This window comes from Pseudomonas siliginis (assembly GCF_024072275.1).
Lineage (GTDB): Bacteria > Pseudomonadota > Gammaproteobacteria > Pseudomonadales > Pseudomonadaceae > Aquipseudomonas > Aquipseudomonas siliginis.
The window spans coordinates 5,284,825-5,306,382 of sequence record NZ_CP099598.1 but is presented as its reverse complement, the minus strand read 5'-3'; the positions used below and the strand labels follow the sequence as shown (position 1 = coordinate 5,306,382).

Genomic DNA, 21,558 nt, shown 5'->3' with positions numbered 1-21,558 from the left:
GGTTCTGCGGCGTTTTTGTTTCTGAAGGTTATGCCGGGTAGATGGCGCCGAGTACGCGCAGGCCGCGAGCGCCGGTGACGCTTGGCCGATTGGCGGCGATGCCTTCCAGGCAGCAATGGGCGAGCCAGGCGAAGGCCATGGCTTCCACCCAATCCGGATCAACCCCGTGAGTTGCGGTGCTGGCGACTTGGGTATTTGGCAGCAGGTCCGCCAGACGTTTCATCAGCGTGGCGTTGTGCGCGCCGCCGCCACAGACCAGCAGTTCCTGAGTGCCCGATTGAGCGCTTTGTAGCGACTCGACGATGCTCAGCGCCGTAAGTTCGAGCAGCGTGGCCTGAACGTCTTCGGCAGCGAAAGTCGGCAGACGCGATAGATGCTGTTCCAGCCATGGCAGATTGAAGACTTCCCGGCCCGTACTTTTCGGGCCTTTGGTCACGAAGAACGGGTCGCTTAGCAGTGCCTTGAGCAGGGTTGGTTCAACCTTGCCGGTTGCAGCCCATTTGCCATCCCGGTCATAGTTCTCGCCACGTTGCCGGTGAATCCAGGCATCCATCAGAACATTCCCCGGCCCGCAGTCGAAACCGGCTACAGGTTTGTTCGGCTCAATCAGGCTGAGATTGCTGAATCCGCCGACATTCAAGACTGCCTGGTTACCAGTACGCTCTTCAAACAAAGCTTCGTGAAAGGCTGGTACCAGAGGCGCACCTTGGCCACCCGCTGCGACATCGCGGCTGCGGAAATCACTGACGACGGTAATACCGGTCAACTCAGTCAGCAGGGCTGGATTACCAATCTGCACGGTAAACCCGCGCGCCGGCTCATGGCGAATGGTCTGACCGTGGCTGCCGATAGCGCGGATTGCTTCGGGCTTGAGTTGTTGCTGCGCGAGGAGGGTGTGAATGCCCGACGCGGCAAGTCCGACCCAGTGTTGCTGGGCAATCGCCGAGCGGGCGATCTCGTCGGGGCCGCTGGCGCACAAGCCAAGCAGCTCGGCGCGCAGGGAGTCAGGCATTGGCAGGTAGTGGGTGGCGATCAGTTTGATCGCCGAGGTCTGCTCGATCAGGGCGATGTCCAGCCCGTCGAGACTGGTTCCGGACATCACACCGATATACAGGGCCATGGCTTAGCGCTTGCTCGAAGCCAGCATGGTGGCCTTCTCTTGATCCATGCGCGCCATCAGTGGCTGGCTCTGCGCGAGGAAGCGCGCGCGTTCGGACTTGGCGATCGGATCGGCCATTGGCAGCTTCTGGCCCAGCGGATCGACGTGAACGCCGTTGACCTGGAACTCATAGTGCAAATGCGGGCCGGTGGACAGTCCGGTGGTGCCGATATAGCCAATGACTTGACCTTGCTTGACGCTGCCACCGGTTTTCACGCCTTTGGCAAAGCCTTGCATATGGCCATAGAGCGTACGGTAAGTGTTGCCGTGCTGAATGATCACGGTGTTGCCGTAACCACCACGACGACCGGCCAGCAACACTTTGCCGTCACCGGCAGCCTTGATCGGCGTACCCCGTGGCGCTGCGTAATCGACACCTTTGTGGGCGCGGATCTTGTTGAGGATCGGGTGCTTGCGGCCCATGGAAAACTTCGAACTGATGCGGGCGAAGTCAACAGGGGTGCGGATGAAGGCCTTGCGCATGCTGTTGCCATCGGCAGTGTAATAGCTGCTGTTGCCTTGTTTGTTGGTGTAGCGAACGGCGGTGTAAGTCTTGCCGCGGTTGGTGAAGCGCGCCGACAGGATCGGGCCGGTGCCGACGGCCTTGCCGTTGATGACTTTCTGCTCGTAGATCACATCGAATTCATCGCCCTGACGAATGTCCTGCGCGAAATCGATGTCGTAGCCAAAGACACTGGCCATGTCCATGGTCATGCTGTGAGAAAGGCCGGCGCGGGCTGCGGACTGCGACAGTGAGCTGTTGATGACACCGTGGACGTAGGCAGTGCGAACAGTTGGCTTGGCAGTCACTCGGTTGAACGAATAACCCTTGTCATTCTTGGTCAGGGTGATGGTTTCAACGTCGCTGACCTTGCTGTGCAGGCTGGTCAACTGGCCTTCCGGACTCAGTTCGAACTCGAGTTTCTGGCCGCGCTTGAGCTGGCTGAACTGTTTGGCTTGCTTGTCGCTTGCCAGTACTTCGTGCACGGAGGCTGCAGGCAGACCGACTTTTTCAAACAGGGTAGACAGCGTATCGCCTTTGGAAACCACGACTTCACGGTGCCCAGGCTCTTTCGGTTTCTCAGCAGGCGCCACAGGTGCCGGCGCGGTTTCAGCGGTTTGCGCGGCGTTTTCGTCGCTGTTTTCGATTTGGGCGAACGGCGAAGCTGCGGGCTCGTTTGTGGCTTGAGCCGCATCAGCAGCGTCTTGATCTTGTGTCAGTTGTTCAGCAGGACTTTCCAGTTCAAGACTCAGAGTCGTCTTTTTGGCTTCAACATCGCTGGAGGGAAATACCAGCAGCGCCAGGCTGAGAAGGGCGGCGATTCCACTTGCGGCGAGCAGGTGGGTCTTCGGGTAAAGCGGGGGCGCTTTAGACGGTTCTGTGGTCATAGGTAATTTTTGACTTTGAAATAGATGAATTGGAAAAGATGAATGACATGATGAAGATGAAATAACTGTATAAAATATAACCAAATCATCGCTGAAGCAAGTCTGCAGACCTCGGGTCTGTGGATTGGTGTCCGTGCGCCGGGCAAAACTTGTAATTGGTGCGCGTTCTTGTATGGTTGGTTCCCTTTGAATCTGAGCCTTGCGGGTCTGTTATGAAGTCGGTTGAAGAGCAGCTAGCGCTGATTAAACGTGGTGCGGAAGAACTGTTGGTCGAGTCCGAGCTGGTCGAGAAGCTCAAGCGCGGCCAACCGCTGCGTATCAAGGCTGGTTTCGATCCAACCGCTCCGGATCTGCATCTGGGTCATACGGTGCTTATTAATAAGCTGCGCCAGTTCCAGGAGCTGGGGCACCAGGTCATCTTCCTCATAGGTGACTTCACCGGGATGATCGGTGATCCGAGTGGCAAGAGCGCCACGCGTCCGCCACTGACGCGTGAGCAGGTTCTGGAGAATGCCGAGACCTACAAGACTCAGGTTTTCAAAATTCTTGATCCGGCGAAAACCGAAGTTGCCTTCAACTCCACTTGGATGGACAAGATGGGGCCGGCGGATTTCATTCGTCTGACTTCGCAATACACGGTCGCTCGCATGCTTGAGCGCGATGACTTCGACAAGCGCTACACCACCAACCAGCCAATCGCTATTCACGAATTCCTCTATCCGCTGGTTCAGGGTTATGACTCGGTCGCGCTGCGCGCCGATGTCGAGCTGGGCGGTACCGATCAGAAATTCAACCTGCTGATGGGTCGCGAGTTGCAGCGTGGTTATGGCCAGGAAGCCCAGTGCATTCTGACCATGCCATTGCTGGAAGGTCTGGATGGCGTGAAGAAGATGTCCAAGTCGTTGGGCAACTATGTCGGTATCCAGGAAGCGCCAGGCGTCATGTACAGCAAGCTGGTTTCCATCCCGGATGCGCTGATGTGGCGTTACTTCGAGTTGCTCAGCTTTCGCTCGATGGATGAGATCAACGCCTTCCGGGCTGACGTCGAAGCTGGAGCGAATCCTCGCGACATCAAAATCAAGCTGGCTGAAGAGATCGTTGCGCGCTTCCATGGTGAAGAGGCTGCGGCGAATGCTCACCGAGGCGCCGGCAACCGTATGAAGGATGGCGAGCTTCCAGATGACTTGCCTGAGATCGAGCTGTCTTCGGTTGAGGATATGCCGATCGCTGCCGTCCTTAATAAGGCAGGCCTGGTGAAGAACTCGGCGGCGGCGCGTGATCTGTTGGCGGCGGGCGGAGTCCGGGTCGATGGTGAAGTGGTTGATCGCTCCTTTATATATGTACTGGGCACGACTCACGTTTGTCAGGCCGGCAAGAAGGCTTTTGCACGTATTACGCTGAAATCTGAATAAAGTTGGAATTGGGGGTTGACGGCGAATTTTAGAAGTCTATAATTCGCCCCACTTCCGGCGCAGTCGAAACGGAAAACTCCTTGAGATTCAGAGAGTTACGCAGTTTTCGACAGCGACTTGCTTCAGGTCATCGAAGTCTGGAAGAAGTTGAAAGAGCAGCGATGTGTAGCTCTTTTAACGGTTCGATCTTCTCGGTCGAAAGCGGAGAAAAAGAGGTGTTGACAGCAGCGATTAACGCTGTAGAATTCGCCTCCCGCTAACGAGAGATCGGAAGCGCAAGTGGTTGAAGTTGTTGAAGAATTCTTCGAAAGCTTCTGAAAATAATCACTTGACAGCAAATGAGGCTGCTGTAGAATGCGCGCCTCGGTTGAGACGAAAGATCTTAACCAACCGCTCTTTAACAACTGAATCAAGCAATTCGTGTGGGTGCTTGTGCAGTCAGACTGATAGTCAACAAGATTATCAGCATCACAAGTTACTCCGCGAGAAATCAAAGATGTAACCAACGATTGCTGAGCCAAGTTTAGGGTTTCTTAAAAACCCAAAGATGTTTGAACTGAAGAGTTTGATCATGGCTCAGATTGAACGCTGGCGGCAGGCCTAACACATGCAAGTCGAGCGGATGAGAGGAGCTTGCTCCTGGATTCAGCGGCGGACGGGTGAGTAATGCCTAGGAATCTGCCTGGTAGTGGGGGACAACGTTTCGAAAGGAACGCTAATACCGCATACGTCCTACGGGAGAAAGCAGGGGACCTTCGGGCCTTGCGCTATCAGATGAGCCTAGGTCGGATTAGCTAGTTGGTGAGGTAATGGCTCACCAAGGCGACGATCCGTAACTGGTCTGAGAGGATGATCAGTCACACTGGAACTGAGACACGGTCCAGACTCCTACGGGAGGCAGCAGTGGGGAATATTGGACAATGGGCGAAAGCCTGATCCAGCCATGCCGCGTGTGTGAAGAAGGTCTTCGGATTGTAAAGCACTTTAAGTTGGGAGGAAGGGTTGTAGATTAATACTCTGCAATTTTGACGTTACCGACAGAATAAGCACCGGCTAACTCTGTGCCAGCAGCCGCGGTAATACAGAGGGTGCAAGCGTTAATCGGAATTACTGGGCGTAAAGCGCGCGTAGGTGGTTTGTTAAGTTGGATGTGAAATCCCCGGGCTCAACCTGGGAACTGCATCCAAAACTGGCAAGCTAGAGTATGGTAGAGGGTGGTGGAATTTCCTGTGTAGCGGTGAAATGCGTAGATATAGGAAGGAACACCAGTGGCGAAGGCGACCACCTGGACTGATACTGACACTGAGGTGCGAAAGCGTGGGGAGCAAACAGGATTAGATACCCTGGTAGTCCACGCCGTAAACGATGTCAACTAGCCGTTGGGAGCCTTGAGCTCTTAGTGGCGCAGCTAACGCATTAAGTTGACCGCCTGGGGAGTACGGCCGCAAGGTTAAAACTCAAATGAATTGACGGGGGCCCGCACAAGCGGTGGAGCATGTGGTTTAATTCGAAGCAACGCGAAGAACCTTACCAGGCCTTGACATCCAATGAACTTTCCAGAGATGGATTGGTGCCTTCGGGAACATTGAGACAGGTGCTGCATGGCTGTCGTCAGCTCGTGTCGTGAGATGTTGGGTTAAGTCCCGTAACGAGCGCAACCCTTGTCCTTAGTTACCAGCACGTAATGGTGGGCACTCTAAGGAGACTGCCGGTGACAAACCGGAGGAAGGTGGGGATGACGTCAAGTCATCATGGCCCTTACGGCCTGGGCTACACACGTGCTACAATGGTCGGTACAAAGGGTTGCCAAGCCGCGAGGTGGAGCTAATCCCATAAAACCGATCGTAGTCCGGATCGCAGTCTGCAACTCGACTGCGTGAAGTCGGAATCGCTAGTAATCGCGAATCAGAATGTCGCGGTGAATACGTTCCCGGGCCTTGTACACACCGCCCGTCACACCATGGGAGTGGGTTGCACCAGAAGTAGCTAGTCTAACCTTCGGGGGGACGGTTACCACGGTGTGATTCATGACTGGGGTGAAGTCGTAACAAGGTAGCCGTAGGGGAACCTGCGGCTGGATCACCTCCTTAATCGACGACATCAGCTGCTGCATGAGCTCCCACACGAATTGCTTGATTCATTGAAGAAGACGATAGAAGCAGCTTTAAGCTCCAAGCTGATAGCTCTGAGCTAACAGTTACAAGCTCGAAATTGGGTCTGTAGCTCAGTTGGTTAGAGCGCACCCCTGATAAGGGTGAGGTCGGCAGTTCGAATCTGCCCAGACCCACCAATTTTGTGTGGGAAACGCCTGTAGAAATACGGGGCCATAGCTCAGCTGGGAGAGCGCCTGCCTTGCACGCAGGAGGTCAGCGGTTCGATCCCGCTTGGCTCCACCACTACTGCTTCTGAAGTTTGAAAGCTTAGAAATGAGCATTCCACCGGTTTGGTGATGAATGTTGATTTCTAGTCTTTGACTAGATCGTTCTTTAAAAATTTGGGTATGTGATAGAAAGATAGACTGAACGTTACTTTCACTGGTAACGGATCAGGCTAAGGTAAAATTTGTGAGTTCTCTTAATTGAGAAATTCGAATTTTCGGCGAATGTCGTCTTCACAGTATAACCAGATTGCTTGGGGTTATATGGTCAAGTGAAGAAGCGCATACGGTGGATGCCTTGGCAGTCAGAGGCGATGAAAGACGTGGTAGCCTGCGAAAAGCTTCGGGGAGTCGGCAAACAGACTTTGATCCGGAGATGTCTGAATGGGGGAACCCAGCCATCATAAGATGGTTATCTTGTACTGAATACATAGGTGCAAGAGGCGAACCAGGGGAACTGAAACATCTAAGTACCCTGAGGAAAAGAAATCAACCGAGATTCCCTTAGTAGTGGCGAGCGAACGGGGACTAGCCCTTAAGTGGCTTTGAGATTAGCGGAACGCTCTGGAAAGTGCGGCCATAGTGGGTGATAGCCCTGTACGCGAAAATCTCTTAGTCATGAAATCGAGTAGGACGGAGCACGAGAAACTTTGTCTGAATATGGGGGGACCATCCTCCAAGGCTAAATACTACTGACTGACCGATAGTGAACTAGTACCGTGAGGGAAAGGCGAAAAGAACCCCGGAGAGGGGAGTGAAATAGATCCTGAAACCGTATGCGTACAAGCAGTGGGAGCAGACTTTGTTCTGTGACTGCGTACCTTTTGTATAATGGGTCAGCGACTTATTTTCAGTGGCGAGCTTAACCGAATAGGGGAGGCGTAGCGAAAGCGAGTCTTAATAGGGCGTCTAGTCGCTGGGAATAGACCCGAAACCGGGCGATCTATCCATGGGCAGGTTGAAGGTTAGGTAACACTGACTGGAGGACCGAACCGACTACCGTTGAAAAGTTAGCGGATGACCTGTGGATCGGAGTGAAAGGCTAATCAAGCTCGGAGATAGCTGGTTCTCCTCGAAAGCTATTTAGGTAGCGCCTCATGTATCACTGTAGGGGGTAGAGCACTGTTTCGGCTAGGGGGTCATCCCGACTTACCAAACCGATGCAAACTCCGAATACCTACAAGTGCCGAGCATGGGAGACACACGGCGGGTGCTAACGTCCGTCGTGAAAAGGGAAACAACCCAGACCGTCAGCTAAGGTCCCAAAGTTATGGTTAAGTGGGAAACGATGTGGGAAGGCTTAGACAGCTAGGAGGTTGGCTTAGAAGCAGCCACCCTTTAAAGAAAGCGTAATAGCTCACTAGTCGAGTCGGCCTGCGCGGAAGATGTAACGGGGCTCAAACCATACACCGAAGCTACGGGTATCACCTTCGGGTGATGCGGTAGAGGAGCGTTCTGTAAGCCTGTGAAGGTGAGTTGAGAAGCTTGCTGGAGGTATCAGAAGTGCGAATGCTGACATGAGTAACGACAATGGGTGTGAAAAACACCCACGCCGAAAGACCAAGGTTTCCTGCGCAACGTTAATCGACGCAGGGTTAGTCGGTCCCTAAGGCGAGGCTGAAAAGCGTAGTCGATGGAAAACAGGTTAATATTCCTGTACTTCTGGTTATTGCGATGGAGGGACGGAGAAGGCTAGGCCAGCTTGGCGTTGGTTGTCCAAGTTTAAGGTGGTAGGCTGAGATCTTAGGTAAATCCGGGATCTTAAGGCCGAGAGCTGATGACGAGTGTTCTTTTAGAACACGAAGTGGTTGATGCCATGCTTCCAAGAAAAGCTTCTAAGCTTCAGGTAACCAGGAACCGTACCCCAAACCGACACAGGTGGTTGGGTAGAGAATACCAAGGCGCTTGAGAGAACTCGGGTGAAGGAACTAGGCAAAATGGCACCGTAACTTCGGGAGAAGGTGCGCCGGTGAGGGTGAAGGACTTGCTCCGTAAGCTCATGCCGGTCGAAGATACCAGGCCGCTGCGACTGTTTATTAAAAACACAGCACTCTGCAAACACGAAAGTGGACGTATAGGGTGTGACGCCTGCCCGGTGCCGGAAGGTTAATTGATGGGGTTAGCTAACGCGAAGCTCTTGATCGAAGCCCCGGTAAACGGCGGCCGTAACTATAACGGTCCTAAGGTAGCGAAATTCCTTGTCGGGTAAGTTCCGACCTGCACGAATGGCGTAACGATGGCGGCGCTGTCTCCACCCGAGACTCAGTGAAATTGAAATCGCTGTGAAGATGCAGTGTATCCGCGGCTAGACGGAAAGACCCCGTGAACCTTTACTATAGCTTTGCACTGGACTTTGAATTTGCTTGTGTAGGATAGGTGGGAGGCTTTGAAGCGTGGACGCCAGTTCGCGTGGAGCCATCCTTGAAATACCACCCTGGCAACTTTGAGGTTCTAACTCAGGTCCGTTATCCGGATCGAGGACAGTGTATGGTGGGTAGTTTGACTGGGGCGGTCTCCTCCTAAAGAGTAACGGAGGAGTACGAAGGTGCGCTCAGACCGGTCGGAAATCGGTCGTAGAGTATAAAGGCAAAAGCGCGCTTGACTGCGAGACAGACACGTCGAGCAGGTACGAAAGTAGGTCTTAGTGATCCGGTGGTTCTGTATGGAAGGGCCATCGCTCAACGGATAAAAGGTACTCCGGGGATAACAGGCTGATACCGCCCAAGAGTTCATATCGACGGCGGTGTTTGGCACCTCGATGTCGGCTCATCACATCCTGGGGCTGAAGCCGGTCCCAAGGGTATGGCTGTTCGCCATTTAAAGTGGTACGCGAGCTGGGTTTAGAACGTCGTGAGACAGTTCGGTCCCTATCTGCCGTGGACGTTTGAGATTTGAGAGGGGCTGCTCCTAGTACGAGAGGACCGGAGTGGACGAACCTCTGGTGTTCCGGTTGTCACGCCAGTGGCATTGCCGGGTAGCTATGTTCGGGAAAGATAACCGCTGAAAGCATCTAAGCGGGAAACTTGCCTCAAGATGAGATCTCACTGGAACCTTGAGTTCCCTGAAGGGCCGTCGAAGACTACGACGTTGATAGGTTGGGTGTGTAAGCGCTGTGAGGCGTTGAGCTAACCAATACTAATTGCCCGTGAGGCTTGACCATATAACACCCAAGCAATTTGCTGACCTGAAAAGGCACCAGATTGCGGTGTGTGAAGACGAAACGAACCGAAAGTTCGAAATTCACAAACACCTAGCTGTCACATACCCAATTTGCTGAAGCGAGGCCATCTGGTCACGAGTCAGTACCCGAATTTCTTGACGACCATAGAGCGTTGGAACCACCTGATCCCATCCCGAACTCAGCAGTGAAACGATGCATCGCCGATGGTAGTGTGGGGTTTCCCCATGTGAGAGTAGGTCATCGTCAAGATTAAATTCCGAAACCCCAATTGCGAAAGCAGTTGGGGTTTTGTTTTGCCTGCGAGAAATGTGTCCGCTTGATTTCTATGCAACGGCCCGGGGCATGGCTATTATGCGGGCCTCATTATGAGGCGATACCTGCATGCTGACGTTGTTGAACCTACTGAAGGATGGACGATTCCATTCCGGACAGGACTTGGGCGTTGCCCTGGGAATTAGCCGAAGTGCTGTATGGAAGCAGCTACAACAGCTTGAAGCTGAACTCGGCCTGTCGATCCATAAAGTTCGCGGTCGCGGATATCAATTGTCGGCGCCTCTGATGCTCCTTGATCCACTTGAAATAACCAGGAAGATGCCCGAATGGCCGGTGCGTGTGTTCGACTCCGTCGACTCGACAAATGCCGAAGCTCTGCGCTCCATCAGCGAGGGCGCCCCCGCGCCGTTTTTGGTGCTCGCGGAGCGACAATTGGCAGGCCGTGGTCGTCGAGGCCGCAAGTGGGTGAGCCCATTTGCGGAAAATCTTTATTACAGCCTGGTTCTTCGAATAGATGGCGGCATGCGTCAGCTTGAGGGGTTGAGCCTTGTTGTTGGCTTGGCCGTGATGCAGACCTTGCGAAGCGCCGGCGTGCCCAATGCCGGTTTGAAGTGGCCCAACGATGTTTTGGTGGGTAACAAGAAAATAGCCGGCATCCTGCTCGAACTCGTCGGCGATCCGGCGGATGTATGTCATGTTGTATTGGGTATAGGAATCAACGTGAATATGCAGGTTGCCGATGAGGTCGACCAGCAATGGACTTCTATAAAACTGGAGTCAGGCAAAGCCTGCGATCGCAATGCTCTGGTGGTTGAGTTGAGTAATCAACTCAAAGCTTATACCCATAAACACCAGCTCAACGGGTTCGCAAGTCTGCAGGCAGAATGGGCGGAAAATCATCTGTGGCAGGGTCGATCCGTGTCGTTGATCGCGGGTAACAGCCATATCGATGGGATAGTGCTCGGGATTGATAGCCAAGGCGGGTTGCGCTTGATTGTAGATGGTGTTGAAAAAGTCTTTAGTGGTGGAGAGCTCAGCCTGAGGTTGCGTGATGATTCTTGAGCTTGACTGCGGCAATAGTTTTATCAAATGGCGCGTGCTGGATGCGTCGGCGAGTGGGCTGGTCTCGGAAGGAGTTGTAGATTCCAATCAGGCTTTGCTTGAGAGTCTACGGATCATAAAGTCGCTCTCGCTGCGCAAGTGTCGTTTGGTAAGCGTCAGGACTAACGAGGAAACCAGCGCTTTAACCGAAATGCTTGAGCGCGCGTTCGGTATTCCTATCGTGTGTGCGAAACCCGCCCGCGAGATGTCCGGTGTTCGAAACGGCTATGAAGACTATGAGCGTCTGGGGCTTGATCGCTGGCTGGCGATGCTCGGCGGCTTCCACCTGGCTGCCGGAAGTGCTTGCCTGGTTCTCGATTTCGGTACCGCGGTCACTGCCGATTTTGTCGCGGCTGACGGTGAGCATCTCGGGGGGTTCATTTGTCCTGGTATGCCTTTGATGCGAAACCAGTTGCGCACCCATACCCGTAAAATTCGTTATGGTGATGAAGCAGCAGAGCGCGCCCTTTCCAGTCACGTCCCGGGACGGACCACCGTTGAAGCGGTGGAGCGCGGTTGTTCTTTGATGCTGAGGGGCTTCGTTCTCACTCAATTAGAGCTGGCTCGAGCGTACTGGGGAGAGCAATTCGCCGTCTTTATTACGGGAGGGGATGCCGAGTTGGTTAAAGGCGTCGCGCCTGACGCCAGGGTTGTGCCCGACCTGGTTTTTGTCGGCTTGGCGATGGCTTGTCCCTTGTCTTGAGGTTTATATGCGTTGGTTGTTCCTGCTGCTGGTTGTACTCAATGTTTTTTACTATGTCTGGCATCAGCAGGAAGCGCCCTTGCGAGCCAAAGATGTAACGCCTCTTAATCTGTATCGTGGTTCGCAGCAGGATATCCGTCTGCTGAGCGAAACCGCAGGTGAAGGTCGAAGAGGCGAGGTGGCGCCGCGTCAGCAGTGCTTGTTCCTTGGTGGATTTTCTGACGAAGATTCAATTGCCAGGTTGCAACAGCGTCTGGTGGCGATGAAAGTCAATGTGCAATCCCTGCCGAAAGATGCCGCCGGAAGCGGGTACTGGCTGGCAGCTGCGCCGGACAGCCAGCGTTTGTTGGGCGATCTGCAGTTGCAAAACCTTTCCAAGGAATTCAATGAGTTAAAACATAAAATAATGCTGTGCGAAGGGGTTGCACCTGCTCAATAGTTTGCATAGAATGGCGCCCGCTCCACAGCGAACACCTTAAACGGGATTCGAAGTGAAGCGTGTCAACGCAGCTAACCTCAGGTTTTTAAATGAGAAAATGCTTGACAGGGGTTTGGCATGATATAGAATGCCGGCCTGATTAGGAGGGGTTCCCGAGCGGCCAAAGGGATCAGACTGTAAATCTGACGTCTACGACTTCGAAGGTTCGAATCCTTCTCCCTCCACCAGATTTAAGCGTGAGCTGCAGGCTCCGCGGGTATAGTTTAGTGGTAGAACCTCAGCCTTCCAAGCTGATGATGCGGGTTCGATTCCCGCTACCCGCTCCAAGTTTGCAGGTTGTGCAAAAGGGTTTTGCTCTTGTAGCTCAGTTGGTAGAGCACACCCTTGGTAAGGGTGAGGTCAGCGGTTCAAATCCGCTCAAGAGCTCCATATAACAAGGCAGATATGAAAATATCTGCCTTTGTTTTAATGGTTGATATTGTTTGTCTAATTTCTTCTGTAGAGGGTGATATCGATGGCTAAGGAAAAATTTGATCGTTCCCTGCCCCACGTCAACGTTGGGACCATTGGTCACGTTGACCACGGTAAAACCACTCTGACTGCTGCTCTGACTCGCGTTTGCTCCGAGGTTTTCGGTTCTGCAATCGTTGACTTCGACAAGATCGACAGCGCACCAGAAGAAAAAGCTCGCGGTATCACCATCAACACCGCGCACGTTGAGTACAACTCGAAGATCCGTCACTACGCTCACGTTGACTGCCCAGGTCACGCTGACTACGTGAAGAACATGATCACCGGTGCTGCTCAGATGGACGGCGCTATCCTGGTTTGCTCGGCCGCTGATGGTCCGATGCCGCAAACCCGTGAGCACATCCTGCTGTCCCGTCAGGTTGGCGTTCCGTACATCGTGGTCTTCCTGAACAAGGCTGACCTGGTAGACGATGCTGAGCTGCTGGAACTGGTTGAGATGGAAGTTCGTGACCTGCTGTCGACTTACGACTTCCCGGGCGACGACACTCCGATCATCATCGGTTCGGCTCGTATGGCGCTGGAAGGCAAAGACGACAACGAGATGGGCACCACTGCCGTCAAGAAACTGGTTGAAACTCTGGATGCCTACATCCCAGAGCCAGTTCGTATGATCGATAAGCCATTCCTGATGCCAATCGAAGACGTATTCTCGATCTCGGGTCGCGGTACTGTTGTGACTGGTCGTATCGAGCGCGGTATCGTTCGCGTTCAGGACCCGCTGGAAATCGTTGGTCTGCGTGATACCACCGTTACTACTTGCACTGGTGTTGAAATGTTCCGCAAGCTGCTCGACGAAGGTCGTGCCGGCGAGAACTGCGGCGTTCTGCTGCGTGGTACCAAGCGTGATGACGTTGAGCGTGGCCAGGTTCTGGTCAAGCCAGGTTCGGTCAAGCCGCACACCAAGTTCACCGCAGAAGTTTACGTTCTGAGCAAGGAAGAAGGCGGTCGTCACACTCCGTTCTTCAAAGGCTACCGTCCACAGTTCTACTTCCGTACTACTGACGTGACTGGTAACTGCGAGCTGCCAGAAGGCGTTGAAATGGTAATGCCAGGTGACAACATTCAGATGACTGTTACCCTGATCAAAACCATCGCGATGGAAGACGGTCTGCGTTTCGCTATCCGTGAAGGCGGTCGTACCGTCGGCGCTGGCGTCGTAGCAAAAATCATCGAATAAGCGGTTGTAATGTATTTTTCGGGCCGGCATAATGGTCGGCCTGATTTTGTTTTAGGTCAGTAGCTCAATTGGCAGAGCGACGGTCTCCAAAACCGTAGGTTGGGGGTTCGATTCCCTCCTGACCTGCCAGATTCACTCGGTGTATCTGGCTTTCTTTTCACAGGATCTTCATAGATGACTCCTAAAGCTGAAGCTCAAGGCTCTCGCTTCGATCTGCTCAAGTGGCTTGTAGTAGTCGCTCTAGTGGTTGTTGGCGTTGTTGGCAATCAGTATTACGCTGGTTCGCCGATCCTGTACCGTGTACTCGCTTTGCTTGCCATTGCTGCCGTAGCTGCCTTTGTAGGCCTGCAAACCGCGAAGGGCAAGTCTTTCTTTGTACTGGTTAAGGAAGCTCGCACCGAGATTCGTAAAGTCGTGTGGCCAACTCGCCAAGAAACCACGCAGACCACGCTGATTGTCGTGGCTGTTGTTCTGGTTATGGCGTTGCTGTTGTGGGGTCTTGATTCCCTGCTCGGCTGGCTTGTTTCCTTGATTGTCGGCTAAGGGTGTCCCGTGGCTAAGCGTTGGTATGTTGTGCATGCTTACTCGGGTTACGAGAAGCATGTGATGCGCTCGCTGATCGAGCGCGTAAAGCTGGCTGGCATGGAAGATGGCTTCGGCGAGATTCTGGTTCCCACTGAAGAAGTGGTTGAGATGCGTAACGGCCAGAAGCGCAAAAGCGAACGGAAGTTCTTTCCAGGCTATGTGCTGGTCCAGATGGATATGAACGAGGGTACTTGGCACTTGGTCAAGGATACTCCTCGGGTGATGGGTTTTATCGGCGGTACCGCTGACAAGCCTGCGCCAATTACAGATAAAGAGGCAGAAGCGATTCTGCGTCGCGTTGCTGATGGTAGCGACAAGCCTAAGCCGAAGACATTGTTCGAGCCAGGTGAGACGGTGCGTGTCAACGACGGTCCATTCGCTGATTTCAATGGCGTTGTGGAAGAAGTTAACTACGAAAAGAGCCGGATCCAAGTGGCTGTGCTCATTTTCGGTCGCTCTACTCCGGTGGAGCTCGAGTTCAGTCAGGTCGAGAAGGTCTAACTGGACAAGCAATCCCAACCCCGCAGCCTTAGGCTGTGGGGTTTTGTCGTCACTGGGATAAACGCGCAAGTAACCGGGGAGCCTTTCGAGGCGTTCGAACCCGTAATTGGAGTGCCTCATGGCCAAGAAGATTACCGCTTACATCAAGCTGCAAGTGAAGGCCGCTCAGGCTAACCCAAGTCCACCGGTTGGTCCTGCTCTGGGTCAGCACGGCGTTAACATCATGGAATTCTGCAAGGCTTTCAACGCCCGTACTCAGGGTCTTGAGCCAGGTCTGCCGACTCCAGTGATCATCACTGTCTACAGCGACCGTAGCTTCACTTTCGAAACCAAATCCACCCCTGCTTCGGTTCTGCTGAAGAAGGCGGCCGGTCTGACCAGCGGTTCCGCTCGTCCGAACACCGTTAAGGTTGGCACTGTTACCCGTGCTCAGCTGGAAGAAATCGCGAAAACCAAAAACGCGGATCTGACTGCAGCTGATATGGATGCAGCCGTGCGTACTATCGCCGGTTCTGCTCGTAGCATGGGCCTTAACGTGGAGGGTGTGTAATGGCTAAGCTGACCAAGCGTCAAAAGGCTATCGCCGGCAAAATCGAAGCAGGCAAGGCCTACAACATTGTAGACGCCGCTGCTCTGCTGGCCGAGCTGTCGACTGTCAAGTTCAGCGAGTCGTTCGACGTTGCTGTAAACCTGGGTGTAGACCCGCGTAAATCCGACCAGGTTGTTCGTAGCGCTACTGTGCTGCCACACGGCACTGGCAAGACCGTTCGCGTTGCTGTGTTCACCCAGGGTCCAGCTGCTGAGGCCGCTCTGGCTGCCGGCGCTGATCGTGTAGGTATGGACGACCTGGCTGCCGAAATGAAAGGCGGCGACCTGAACTATGACGTAGTGATCGCATCCCCGGATGCCATGCGCGTTGTAGGTCAGTTGGGTCAGATCCTCGGTCCACGTGGCCTGATGCCTAACCCTAAAGTCGGCACCGTAACTCCAGACGTAGCCAACGCGGTCAAGAACGCCAAGGCTGGTCAGGTTCGTTATCGCACCGACAAAAACGGCATCATCCACACTTCCGTTGGCAAGATCGGCTTCGACGCCGTCAAGCTGAAGGAAAACGTTGAAGCCCTGATCGCTGATCTGAAGCGTATCAAGCCAGCTTCCTCGAAAGGTATTTACGTCAAGCGCGTTACCCTGAGCACCACTATGGGCCCAGGTCTGGTTATCGACCAGAGCTCGCTCGACGCGTAAGACAAAGGTTGGCGCGGATTGTCGCGCCAATTGAAAGATTGGGGTCCCTGCCTGGCGGGGGCTATCCAAGACCGTAGGCGGCGCAAGCCTTAAACCTCAAGCCTACGCAGATGGTGCTCCCGGTTCCTTACCGAATCAGACACCAAAACGACATTCGGTTCCGATCGAATGAAACGGTAACAAGCAGGAGTTAAACCCGTGGCAATTAATCTCGAAGACAAGAAGGCCATCGTCGCTGAAGTCAACGAGGCTGCCAAAGTCGCTCTGTCCGCTGTCGTGGTTGATGCACGTGGCGTAACAGTAGGCGCAATGACCGGACTCCGTAAAGAGGCTCGTGAAGCTGGCGTTTACGTACGTGTTGTACGTAACACCCTGCTCAAGCGCGCTGTTGCTGACACTCAATACAGTGTCCTCAACGACGTGTTCACCGGCCCGACCCTGATTGCATTCTCGAACGAACATCCGGGCGCTGCTGCCCGTATCTTCAAAGAGTTTGCCAAGGGTCAGGACAAGTTCGAGATCAAGGCAGCTGCGTTCGAGGGCAAGTTCCTCGCAGCTAATCAGATCGACGTACTGGCAACTCTGCCGACCCGTGACGAAGCAATTTCTCAGCTGATGAGCGTGATTCAAGGCGCAACCAGCAAATTGGCTCGTACTCTGGCGGCAATTCGCGACCAGAAAGAAGCTGCCGCAGCCTAAGGCTCGTCACTTCTCGCGTTTTTTGTTTATTTCGATGGTCGCGTAGGCCGTCCCCCAATTCAGGAATTGAGTCATGTCTCTGACTAACGAACAAATCATCGAAGCAATCGGCCAGAAATCCGTAGTGGAAATCGTTGAGCTGATCAAAGCGATGGAAGAAACCTTCGGTGTTACCGCTGCTGCCGCTTCGGCTGGCCCAGCTGTAGCTGCTGCTGCTGTTGAAGAGCAAACCGAGTTCAACGTTGTTCTGCTGGAAGCTGGCGAGAAGAAGGTTAACGTGATCAAGGCAGTTCGTGAACTGACTGGTCTGGGCCTGAAAGAAGCCAAAGAGAAAGTAGACGGCGCTCCTCAGGTTGTAGCTGAAGGCGTTTCGAAAGAAGCGGCTGAAGACGCCAAGAAGAAGCTGGAAGAAGCAGGCGCTAAAGTCGAGCTGAAGTAAGCATCGACTTTGCTCCTCCAGCCCGAGCGTCAAGCGACAGGCTGATGGCTGGTGGCTCTTGCCACCGGCCTTTTTCCGTTATTGGCAGCCGACTGGGTCGGTGCTGATAAAGGCGCTGTAACCACCCGATGCGGTGGCGCAAACCATGGGGTTTGCACGATTTTCTGGCTGCTCCCGTCGGGAGGGGCCAAACAAGCAGGTGACCAAGCTGGGGAACGCTGATGGCTTACTCATATACTGAGAAAAAACGTATCCGCAAGGACTTTAGCAAGTTGCCGGACGTCATGGATGTGCCTTACCTCCTGGCCATCCAGCTGGATTCGTATCGTGAATTCTTGCAAGCGGGAGCGACTAAAGATCAGTTCCGCGACGTGGGCCTGCATGCGGCCTTCAAATCCGTTTTCCCGATCATCAGCTACTCCGGCAATGCTGCGCTGGAGTACGTCGGTTATCGCCTGGGCGAACCGGCATTTGATGTCAAAGAATGCGTATTGCGCGGTGTAACTTTCGCCGTACCTTTGCGGGTAAAAGTGCGCCTGATCATTTTCGACAAAGAATCGTCGAACAAAGCGATCAAGGACATCAAAGAGCAAGAAGTCTACATGGGTGAAATCCCCCTGATGACTGAGAACGGTACCTTCGTAATCAACGGTACCGAGCGTGTTATCGTTTCCCAGCTGCACCGTTCCCCGGGCGTGTTCTTCGACCACGACCGCGGCAAGACGCACAGCTCCGGCAAACTGCTGTACTCGGCTCGCATCATTCCTTACCGCGGTTCGTGGCTGGACTTCGAATTCGACCCGAAAGACTGCGTCTTCGTGCGTATCGACCGTCGTCGCAAACTGCCGGCTTCGGTACTGCTGCGCGCACTCGGTTACACCACCGAAGAAGTGCTGGACGCGTTCTACACCACCAACGTATTCCACCTGAGCGGCGAAACCCTCAGCCTGGAACTGGTGCCATCGCGCCTGCGTGGTGAAGTTGCGGTTCTGGACATCCAGGACGAGAAGGGCAAGGTCATCGTTGAGCAAGGCCGCCGTATTACCGCGCGCCACATCAACCAGATCGAGAAAGCCGGTATCAAGACGCTGGACGTGCCACTGGACTACGTCCTCGGCCGCACCACCGCCAAGGCTATCGTGCACCCGGCTACCGGCGAAATCCTGGCCGAATGCAACACCGAGCTGAACACTGAAGTCCTGGCAAAGATCGCCAAGGCCCAGGTCGTTCGCATCGAGACCCTGTACACCAACGACATCGACTGTGGTCCGTTCGTCTCCGACACACTGAAGATCGACTCCACCAGCAACCAATTGGAAGCGCTGGTCGAGATCTATCGCATGATGCGTCCGGGCGAGCCGCCAACCAAAGACGCTGCCGAGACCCTGTTCAACAACCTGTTCTTCAGCCCTGAGCGTTATGACCTGTCTGCGGTCGGCCGGATGAAGTTCAACCGTCGTATCGGTCGTACCGAGATCGAAGGTTCGGGCGTGCTGTGCAAGGAAGACATCGTCGCGGTACTGAAGACTCTGGTCGACATCCGTAACGGTAAAGGCATCGTCGATGACATCGACCACCTGGGTAACCGTCGTGTTCGCTGCGTAGGCGAAATGGCCGAGAACCAGTTCCGCGTTGGCCTGGTACGTGTTGAGCGTGCGGTCAAAGAGCGTCTGTCGATGGCTGAAAGCGAAGGCCTGATGCCGCAAGACCTGATCAACGCCAAGCCAGTGGCTGCGGCGGTGAAAGAGTTCTTCGGTTCCAGCCAGCTGTCGCAGTTCATGGACCAGAACAACCCGCTGTCCGAGATCACCCACAAGCGTCGTGTCTCTGCACTCGGCCCTGGCGGTCTGACTCGTGAGCGCGCAGGCTTCGAAGTCCGTGACGTACACCCGACTCACTACGGTCGTGTCTGCCCGATTGAAACGCCGGAAGGTCCGAACATCGGCCTGATCAACTCCCTGGCTGCGTACGCTCGCACCAACCAGTACGGCTTCCTGGAAAGCCCGTACCGCGTGGTGAAAGAGGGTGTGGTCACCGACGAGATCGTGTTCCTGTCCGCTATTGAAGAAGCCGATCACGTGATCGCGCAGGCTTCGGCGACCATGAACGAGCAGAAAGTCCTGATCGACGAACTGGTTGCCGTACGTCACCTGAACGAATTCACCGTCAAGGCGCCGGAAGACGTCACCCTGATGGACGTTTCGCCGAAGCAGGTTGTGTCGGTTGCAGCGTCGCTGATTCCGTTCCTCGAGCACGACGACGCCAACCGTGCGTTGATGGGTTCGAACATGCAGCGTCAGGCTGTACCGACTCTGCGCGCTGACAAGCCGCTGGTAGGTACCGGCATGGAGCGTAACGTAGCCCGTGACTCCGGCGTTTGCGTCGTGGCTCGTCGTGGTGGCGTGATCGACTCCGTCGACGCCAGCCGTATCGTGGTTCGTGTTGCCGATGACGAAGTTGAAACCGGTGAAGCCGGTGTCGACATCTACAACCTGACCAAATACACCCGCTCGAACCAGAACACCTGCATCAACCAGCGTCCGCTGGTACGTAAAGGTGATCGCGTTCAGCGTAGCGACATCATGGCCGACGGCCCGTCCACCGACATGGGTGAGTTGGCACTGGGTCAGAACATGCGCATCGCGTTCATGGCATGGAACGGCTTCAACTTCGAAGACTCCATCTGCCTGTCCGAGCGTGTTGTTCAGGAAGACCGTTTCACCACGATCCACATTCAGGAACTGACCTGTGTGGCCCGTGACACCAAGCTTGGCCCAGAGGAAATCACTGCGGACATCCCGAACGTGGGTGAAGCTGCACTGAACAAGCTGGACGAAGCCGGTATCGTTTACGTAGGTGCTGAAGTAGGCGCAGGCGACATCCTGGTGGGTAAGGTCACTCCGAAAGGCGAGACCCAACTGACTCCGGAAGAAAAACTGCTGCGTGCAATCTTCGGTGAAAAAGCCAGCGACGTTAAAGACACCTCCCTGCGCGTGCCAACCGGCACCAAAGGTACTGTCATCGACGTACAGGTCTTCACCCGCGACGGCGTTGAGCGTGATGCTCGTGCACTGTCGATCGAGAAGTCCCAGCTGGACGAGATCCGCAAGGATCTGAACGAAGAGTTCCGCATCGTTGAAGGCGCGACTTTCGAACGTCTGCGTTCCGCACTGGTAGGCCACAAGGCCGAAGGCGGCGCCGGCCTGAAGAAAGGTCAGGACATCACCGACGAAGTACTCGACGGTCTTGAGCACGGCCAGTGGTTCAAACTGCGCATGGCTGAAGATGCGCTGAACGAGCAGCTCGAGAAGGCTCAGGCCTACATCGTTGATCGTCGCCGTCTGCTGGACGACAAGTTCGAAGACAAGAAGCGCAAACTGCAGCAGGGCGATGACCTGGCTCCAGGCGTGCTGAAAATCGTCAAGGTTTACCTGGCAATCCGTCGCCGCATCCAGCCGGGCGACAAGATGGCCGGTCGTCACGGTAACAAGGGTGTGGTCTCCGTGATCATGCCGGTTGAAGACATGCCGCACGATGCCAATGGCACCCCGGTCGACGTGGTCCTCAACCCGCTGGGCGTACCTTCGCGTATGAACGTTGGTCAGATTCTCGAAACCCACCTGGGCCTCGCGGCCAAAGGTCTGGGCGAGAAGATCAACCGGATGGTCGAAGAGCAGCGTAAAGTCGCTGAACTGCGCACTTTCCTGGACGAGATCTACAACCAGATCGGCGGTCGTAACGAAGATCTGGACAGCTTCTCCGATCAGGAAATCCTCGATCTGGCGAACAACCTGCGTGGCGGCGTTCCAATGGCCACTCCAGTGTTCGACGGCGCCAAGGAAAGCGAAATCAAGGCCATGCTGAAACTGGCAGACCTGCCGGAAAGCGGCCAGATGCAGCTGACCGACGGCCGTACCGGCAACAAGTTCGAGCGTCCAGTTACCGTTGGCTACATGTACATGCTGAAGCTGAACCACTTGGTAGACGACAAGATGCACGCGCGTTCTACCGGTTCTTACAGCCTGGTTACCCAGCAGCCGCTGGGTGGTAAGGCGCAGTTCGGTGGTCAGCGTTTCGGGGAGATGGAGGTCTGGGCACTGGAAGCATACGGTGCTGCTTACACTCTGCAAGAAATGCTCACAGTGAAGTCGGACGATGTGAACGGCCGTACCAAGATGTACAAGAACATCGTGGATGGCGATCACCGTATGGAGCCGGGCATGCCCGAGTCCTTCAACGTGTTGATCAAGGAAATTCGTTCCCTCGGCATCGATATCGATCTGGAAACCGAATAACACGTGACGCGAATCGAGAGCGGGGCAGGATTGCCCGCTCTCTGCTCCGCCA

Annotated in this window: 14 protein-coding genes, 6 tRNA genes and 3 rRNA genes; 21 read left to right on the top strand and 2 right to left on the bottom strand. The window is 54.6% G+C overall.

All coding sequences use genetic code 11. The annotated features are described in order from the left end of the window. Positions 1 to 28: 28 nt before the first annotated feature. Entirely contained in the window at positions 29 to 1,120 is a 1,092-nt protein-coding gene (locus NF676_RS24435) for an anhydro-N-acetylmuramic acid kinase (protein ID WP_252886880.1), read from the bottom strand. Positions 1,121 to 1,123: 3 nt separating this feature from the next. Further along, positions 1,124 to 2,548: a peptidoglycan DD-metalloendopeptidase family protein gene (locus NF676_RS24430; protein WP_041476672.1), complete on the bottom strand. Its 1,425-nt coding sequence runs from the start codon at positions 2,546 to 2,548 to the stop codon at positions 1,124 to 1,126. Positions 2,549 to 2,760: 212 nt separating this feature from the next. Between NF676_RS24430 and tyrS the strand changes: the two genes are divergently transcribed. The 21 genes from tyrS (at position 2,761) to rpoB (ending at position 21,506) form a co-directional block, all read left to right on the top strand. Then, on the top strand, positions 2,761 to 3,960 hold the full coding sequence (gene tyrS, locus NF676_RS24425) for a tyrosine--tRNA ligase (RefSeq protein ID WP_016772931.1): 1,200 nt from the start codon (positions 2,761 to 2,763) through the stop codon (positions 3,958 to 3,960). 553 nt (positions 3,961 to 4,513) lie between these two features. Further along, a 16S ribosomal RNA gene (locus tag NF676_RS24420) occupies positions 4,514 to 6,050 on the top strand. Positions 6,051 to 6,173: 123 nt separating this feature from the next. Next, positions 6,174 to 6,250, top strand: a tRNA-Ile gene (locus NF676_RS24415). A 30-nt stretch (positions 6,251 to 6,280) separates the two neighbouring features. Next, positions 6,281 to 6,356, top strand: a tRNA-Ala gene (locus NF676_RS24410). Between the two features lie 247 nt (positions 6,357 to 6,603). Continuing rightward, a 23S ribosomal RNA gene (locus NF676_RS24405) occupies positions 6,604 to 9,497 on the top strand. A gap of 154 nt (positions 9,498 to 9,651) precedes the next feature. After that, positions 9,652 to 9,767 (top strand): 5S ribosomal RNA (rrf, locus tag NF676_RS24400). The 16S, 23S and 5S rRNA genes sit together here with 2 tRNA genes alongside, the layout of an rRNA operon. A gap of 132 nt (positions 9,768 to 9,899) precedes the next feature. Beyond that, on the top strand, positions 9,900 to 10,853 hold the full coding sequence (gene birA, locus NF676_RS24395; RefSeq protein ID WP_150638814.1) for a bifunctional biotin--[acetyl-CoA-carboxylase] ligase/biotin operon repressor BirA: 954 nt from the start codon (positions 9,900 to 9,902) through the stop codon (positions 10,851 to 10,853). Further along, positions 10,843 to 11,595: a pantothenate kinase gene (locus NF676_RS24390; RefSeq protein WP_056786910.1), complete on the top strand. Its 753-nt coding sequence runs from the start codon at positions 10,843 to 10,845 to the stop codon at positions 11,593 to 11,595. The genes birA and NF676_RS24390 overlap by 11 nt, the downstream gene beginning before the upstream one ends. 7 nt (positions 11,596 to 11,602) lie before the next feature. Beyond that, positions 11,603 to 12,034, top strand: a complete 432-nt coding sequence (locus tag NF676_RS24385) for a hypothetical protein (protein WP_095181969.1) — start codon at positions 11,603 to 11,605, stop codon at positions 12,032 to 12,034. 142 nt (positions 12,035 to 12,176) lie between these two features. After that, a tRNA-Tyr gene (locus NF676_RS24380) sits at positions 12,177 to 12,261 on the top strand. A 25-nt stretch (positions 12,262 to 12,286) separates the two neighbouring features. Beyond that, positions 12,287 to 12,360 (top strand) — tRNA-Gly (locus NF676_RS24375). 27 nt (positions 12,361 to 12,387) lie between these two features. Continuing rightward, positions 12,388 to 12,463: transfer RNA gene (locus NF676_RS24370), tRNA-Thr, on the top strand. 85 nt (positions 12,464 to 12,548) lie between these two features. Further along, positions 12,549 to 13,742, top strand: a complete 1,194-nt coding sequence (gene tuf, locus NF676_RS24365; protein WP_064361246.1) for an elongation factor Tu — start codon at positions 12,549 to 12,551, stop codon at positions 13,740 to 13,742. 53 nt (positions 13,743 to 13,795) lie between these two features. Beyond that, positions 13,796 to 13,871, top strand: a tRNA-Trp gene (locus NF676_RS24360). A gap of 45 nt (positions 13,872 to 13,916) precedes the next feature. Beyond that, positions 13,917 to 14,285: a preprotein translocase subunit SecE gene (gene secE, locus NF676_RS24355; protein ID WP_252876990.1), complete on the top strand. Its 369-nt coding sequence runs from the start codon at positions 13,917 to 13,919 to the stop codon at positions 14,283 to 14,285. 9 nt (positions 14,286 to 14,294) lie between these two features. Then, positions 14,295 to 14,828, top strand: a complete 534-nt coding sequence (nusG, locus tag NF676_RS24350; protein WP_007957598.1) for a transcription termination/antitermination protein NusG — start codon at positions 14,295 to 14,297, stop codon at positions 14,826 to 14,828. 118 nt (positions 14,829 to 14,946) lie between these two features. Then, a complete protein-coding gene (rplK, locus tag NF676_RS24345; protein WP_003176435.1) occupies positions 14,947 to 15,378 on the top strand; it encodes a 50S ribosomal protein L11 in 432 nt (143 codons plus the stop codon). Further along, positions 15,378 to 16,073, top strand: coding sequence for a 50S ribosomal protein L1 (gene rplA, locus NF676_RS24340; protein ID WP_024014523.1), 696 nt, complete (start codon positions 15,378 to 15,380; stop codon positions 16,071 to 16,073). The genes rplK and rplA overlap by 1 nt, the downstream gene beginning before the upstream one ends. A gap of 198 nt (positions 16,074 to 16,271) precedes the next feature. Continuing rightward, positions 16,272 to 16,772 carry a 50S ribosomal protein L10 gene (rplJ, locus tag NF676_RS24335; RefSeq protein ID WP_008081912.1) on the top strand — a complete coding sequence of 167 codons (501 nt, stop codon included), beginning with the start codon at positions 16,272 to 16,274 and terminating at the stop codon, positions 16,770 to 16,772. 73 nt (positions 16,773 to 16,845) lie between these two features. Then, a complete protein-coding gene (gene rplL / locus NF676_RS24330) occupies positions 16,846 to 17,211 on the top strand; it encodes a 50S ribosomal protein L7/L12 (RefSeq protein WP_007962228.1) in 366 nt (121 codons plus the stop codon). A gap of 221 nt (positions 17,212 to 17,432) precedes the next feature. Beyond that, positions 17,433 to 21,506, top strand: coding sequence for a DNA-directed RNA polymerase subunit beta (gene rpoB / locus NF676_RS24325; protein ID WP_016772939.1), 4,074 nt, complete (start codon positions 17,433 to 17,435; stop codon positions 21,504 to 21,506). The last annotated feature ends 52 nt before the right edge of the window (positions 21,507 to 21,558 follow it).

Coding starts and splice junctions, on each gene's coding strand:
- NF676_RS24435 (WP_252886880.1), bottom strand. CDS start 1,120: ATGGCCCTGTATATCGGTGTGATGTCCGGAACCAGTCTCGACGGGCTG.
- NF676_RS24430 (WP_041476672.1), bottom strand. CDS start 2,548: ATGACCACAGAACCGTCTAAAGCGCCCCCGCTTTACCCGAAGACCCAC.
- tyrS (WP_016772931.1), top strand. CDS start 2,761: ATGAAGTCGGTTGAAGAGCAGCTAGCGCTGATTAAACGTGGTGCGGAA.
- birA (WP_150638814.1), top strand. CDS start 9,900: ATGCTGACGTTGTTGAACCTACTGAAGGATGGACGATTCCATTCCGGA.
- NF676_RS24390 (WP_056786910.1), top strand. CDS start 10,843: ATGATTCTTGAGCTTGACTGCGGCAATAGTTTTATCAAATGGCGCGTG.
- NF676_RS24385 (WP_095181969.1), top strand. CDS start 11,603: ATGCGTTGGTTGTTCCTGCTGCTGGTTGTACTCAATGTTTTTTACTAT.
- tuf (WP_064361246.1), top strand. CDS start 12,549: ATGGCTAAGGAAAAATTTGATCGTTCCCTGCCCCACGTCAACGTTGGG.
- secE (WP_252876990.1), top strand. CDS start 13,917: ATGACTCCTAAAGCTGAAGCTCAAGGCTCTCGCTTCGATCTGCTCAAG.
- rplK (WP_003176435.1), top strand. CDS start 14,947: ATGGCCAAGAAGATTACCGCTTACATCAAGCTGCAAGTGAAGGCCGCT.
- rplA (WP_024014523.1), top strand. CDS start 15,378: ATGGCTAAGCTGACCAAGCGTCAAAAGGCTATCGCCGGCAAAATCGAA.
- rplL (WP_007962228.1), top strand. CDS start 16,846: ATGTCTCTGACTAACGAACAAATCATCGAAGCAATCGGCCAGAAATCC.
- rpoB (WP_016772939.1), top strand. CDS start 17,433: ATGGCTTACTCATATACTGAGAAAAAACGTATCCGCAAGGACTTTAGC.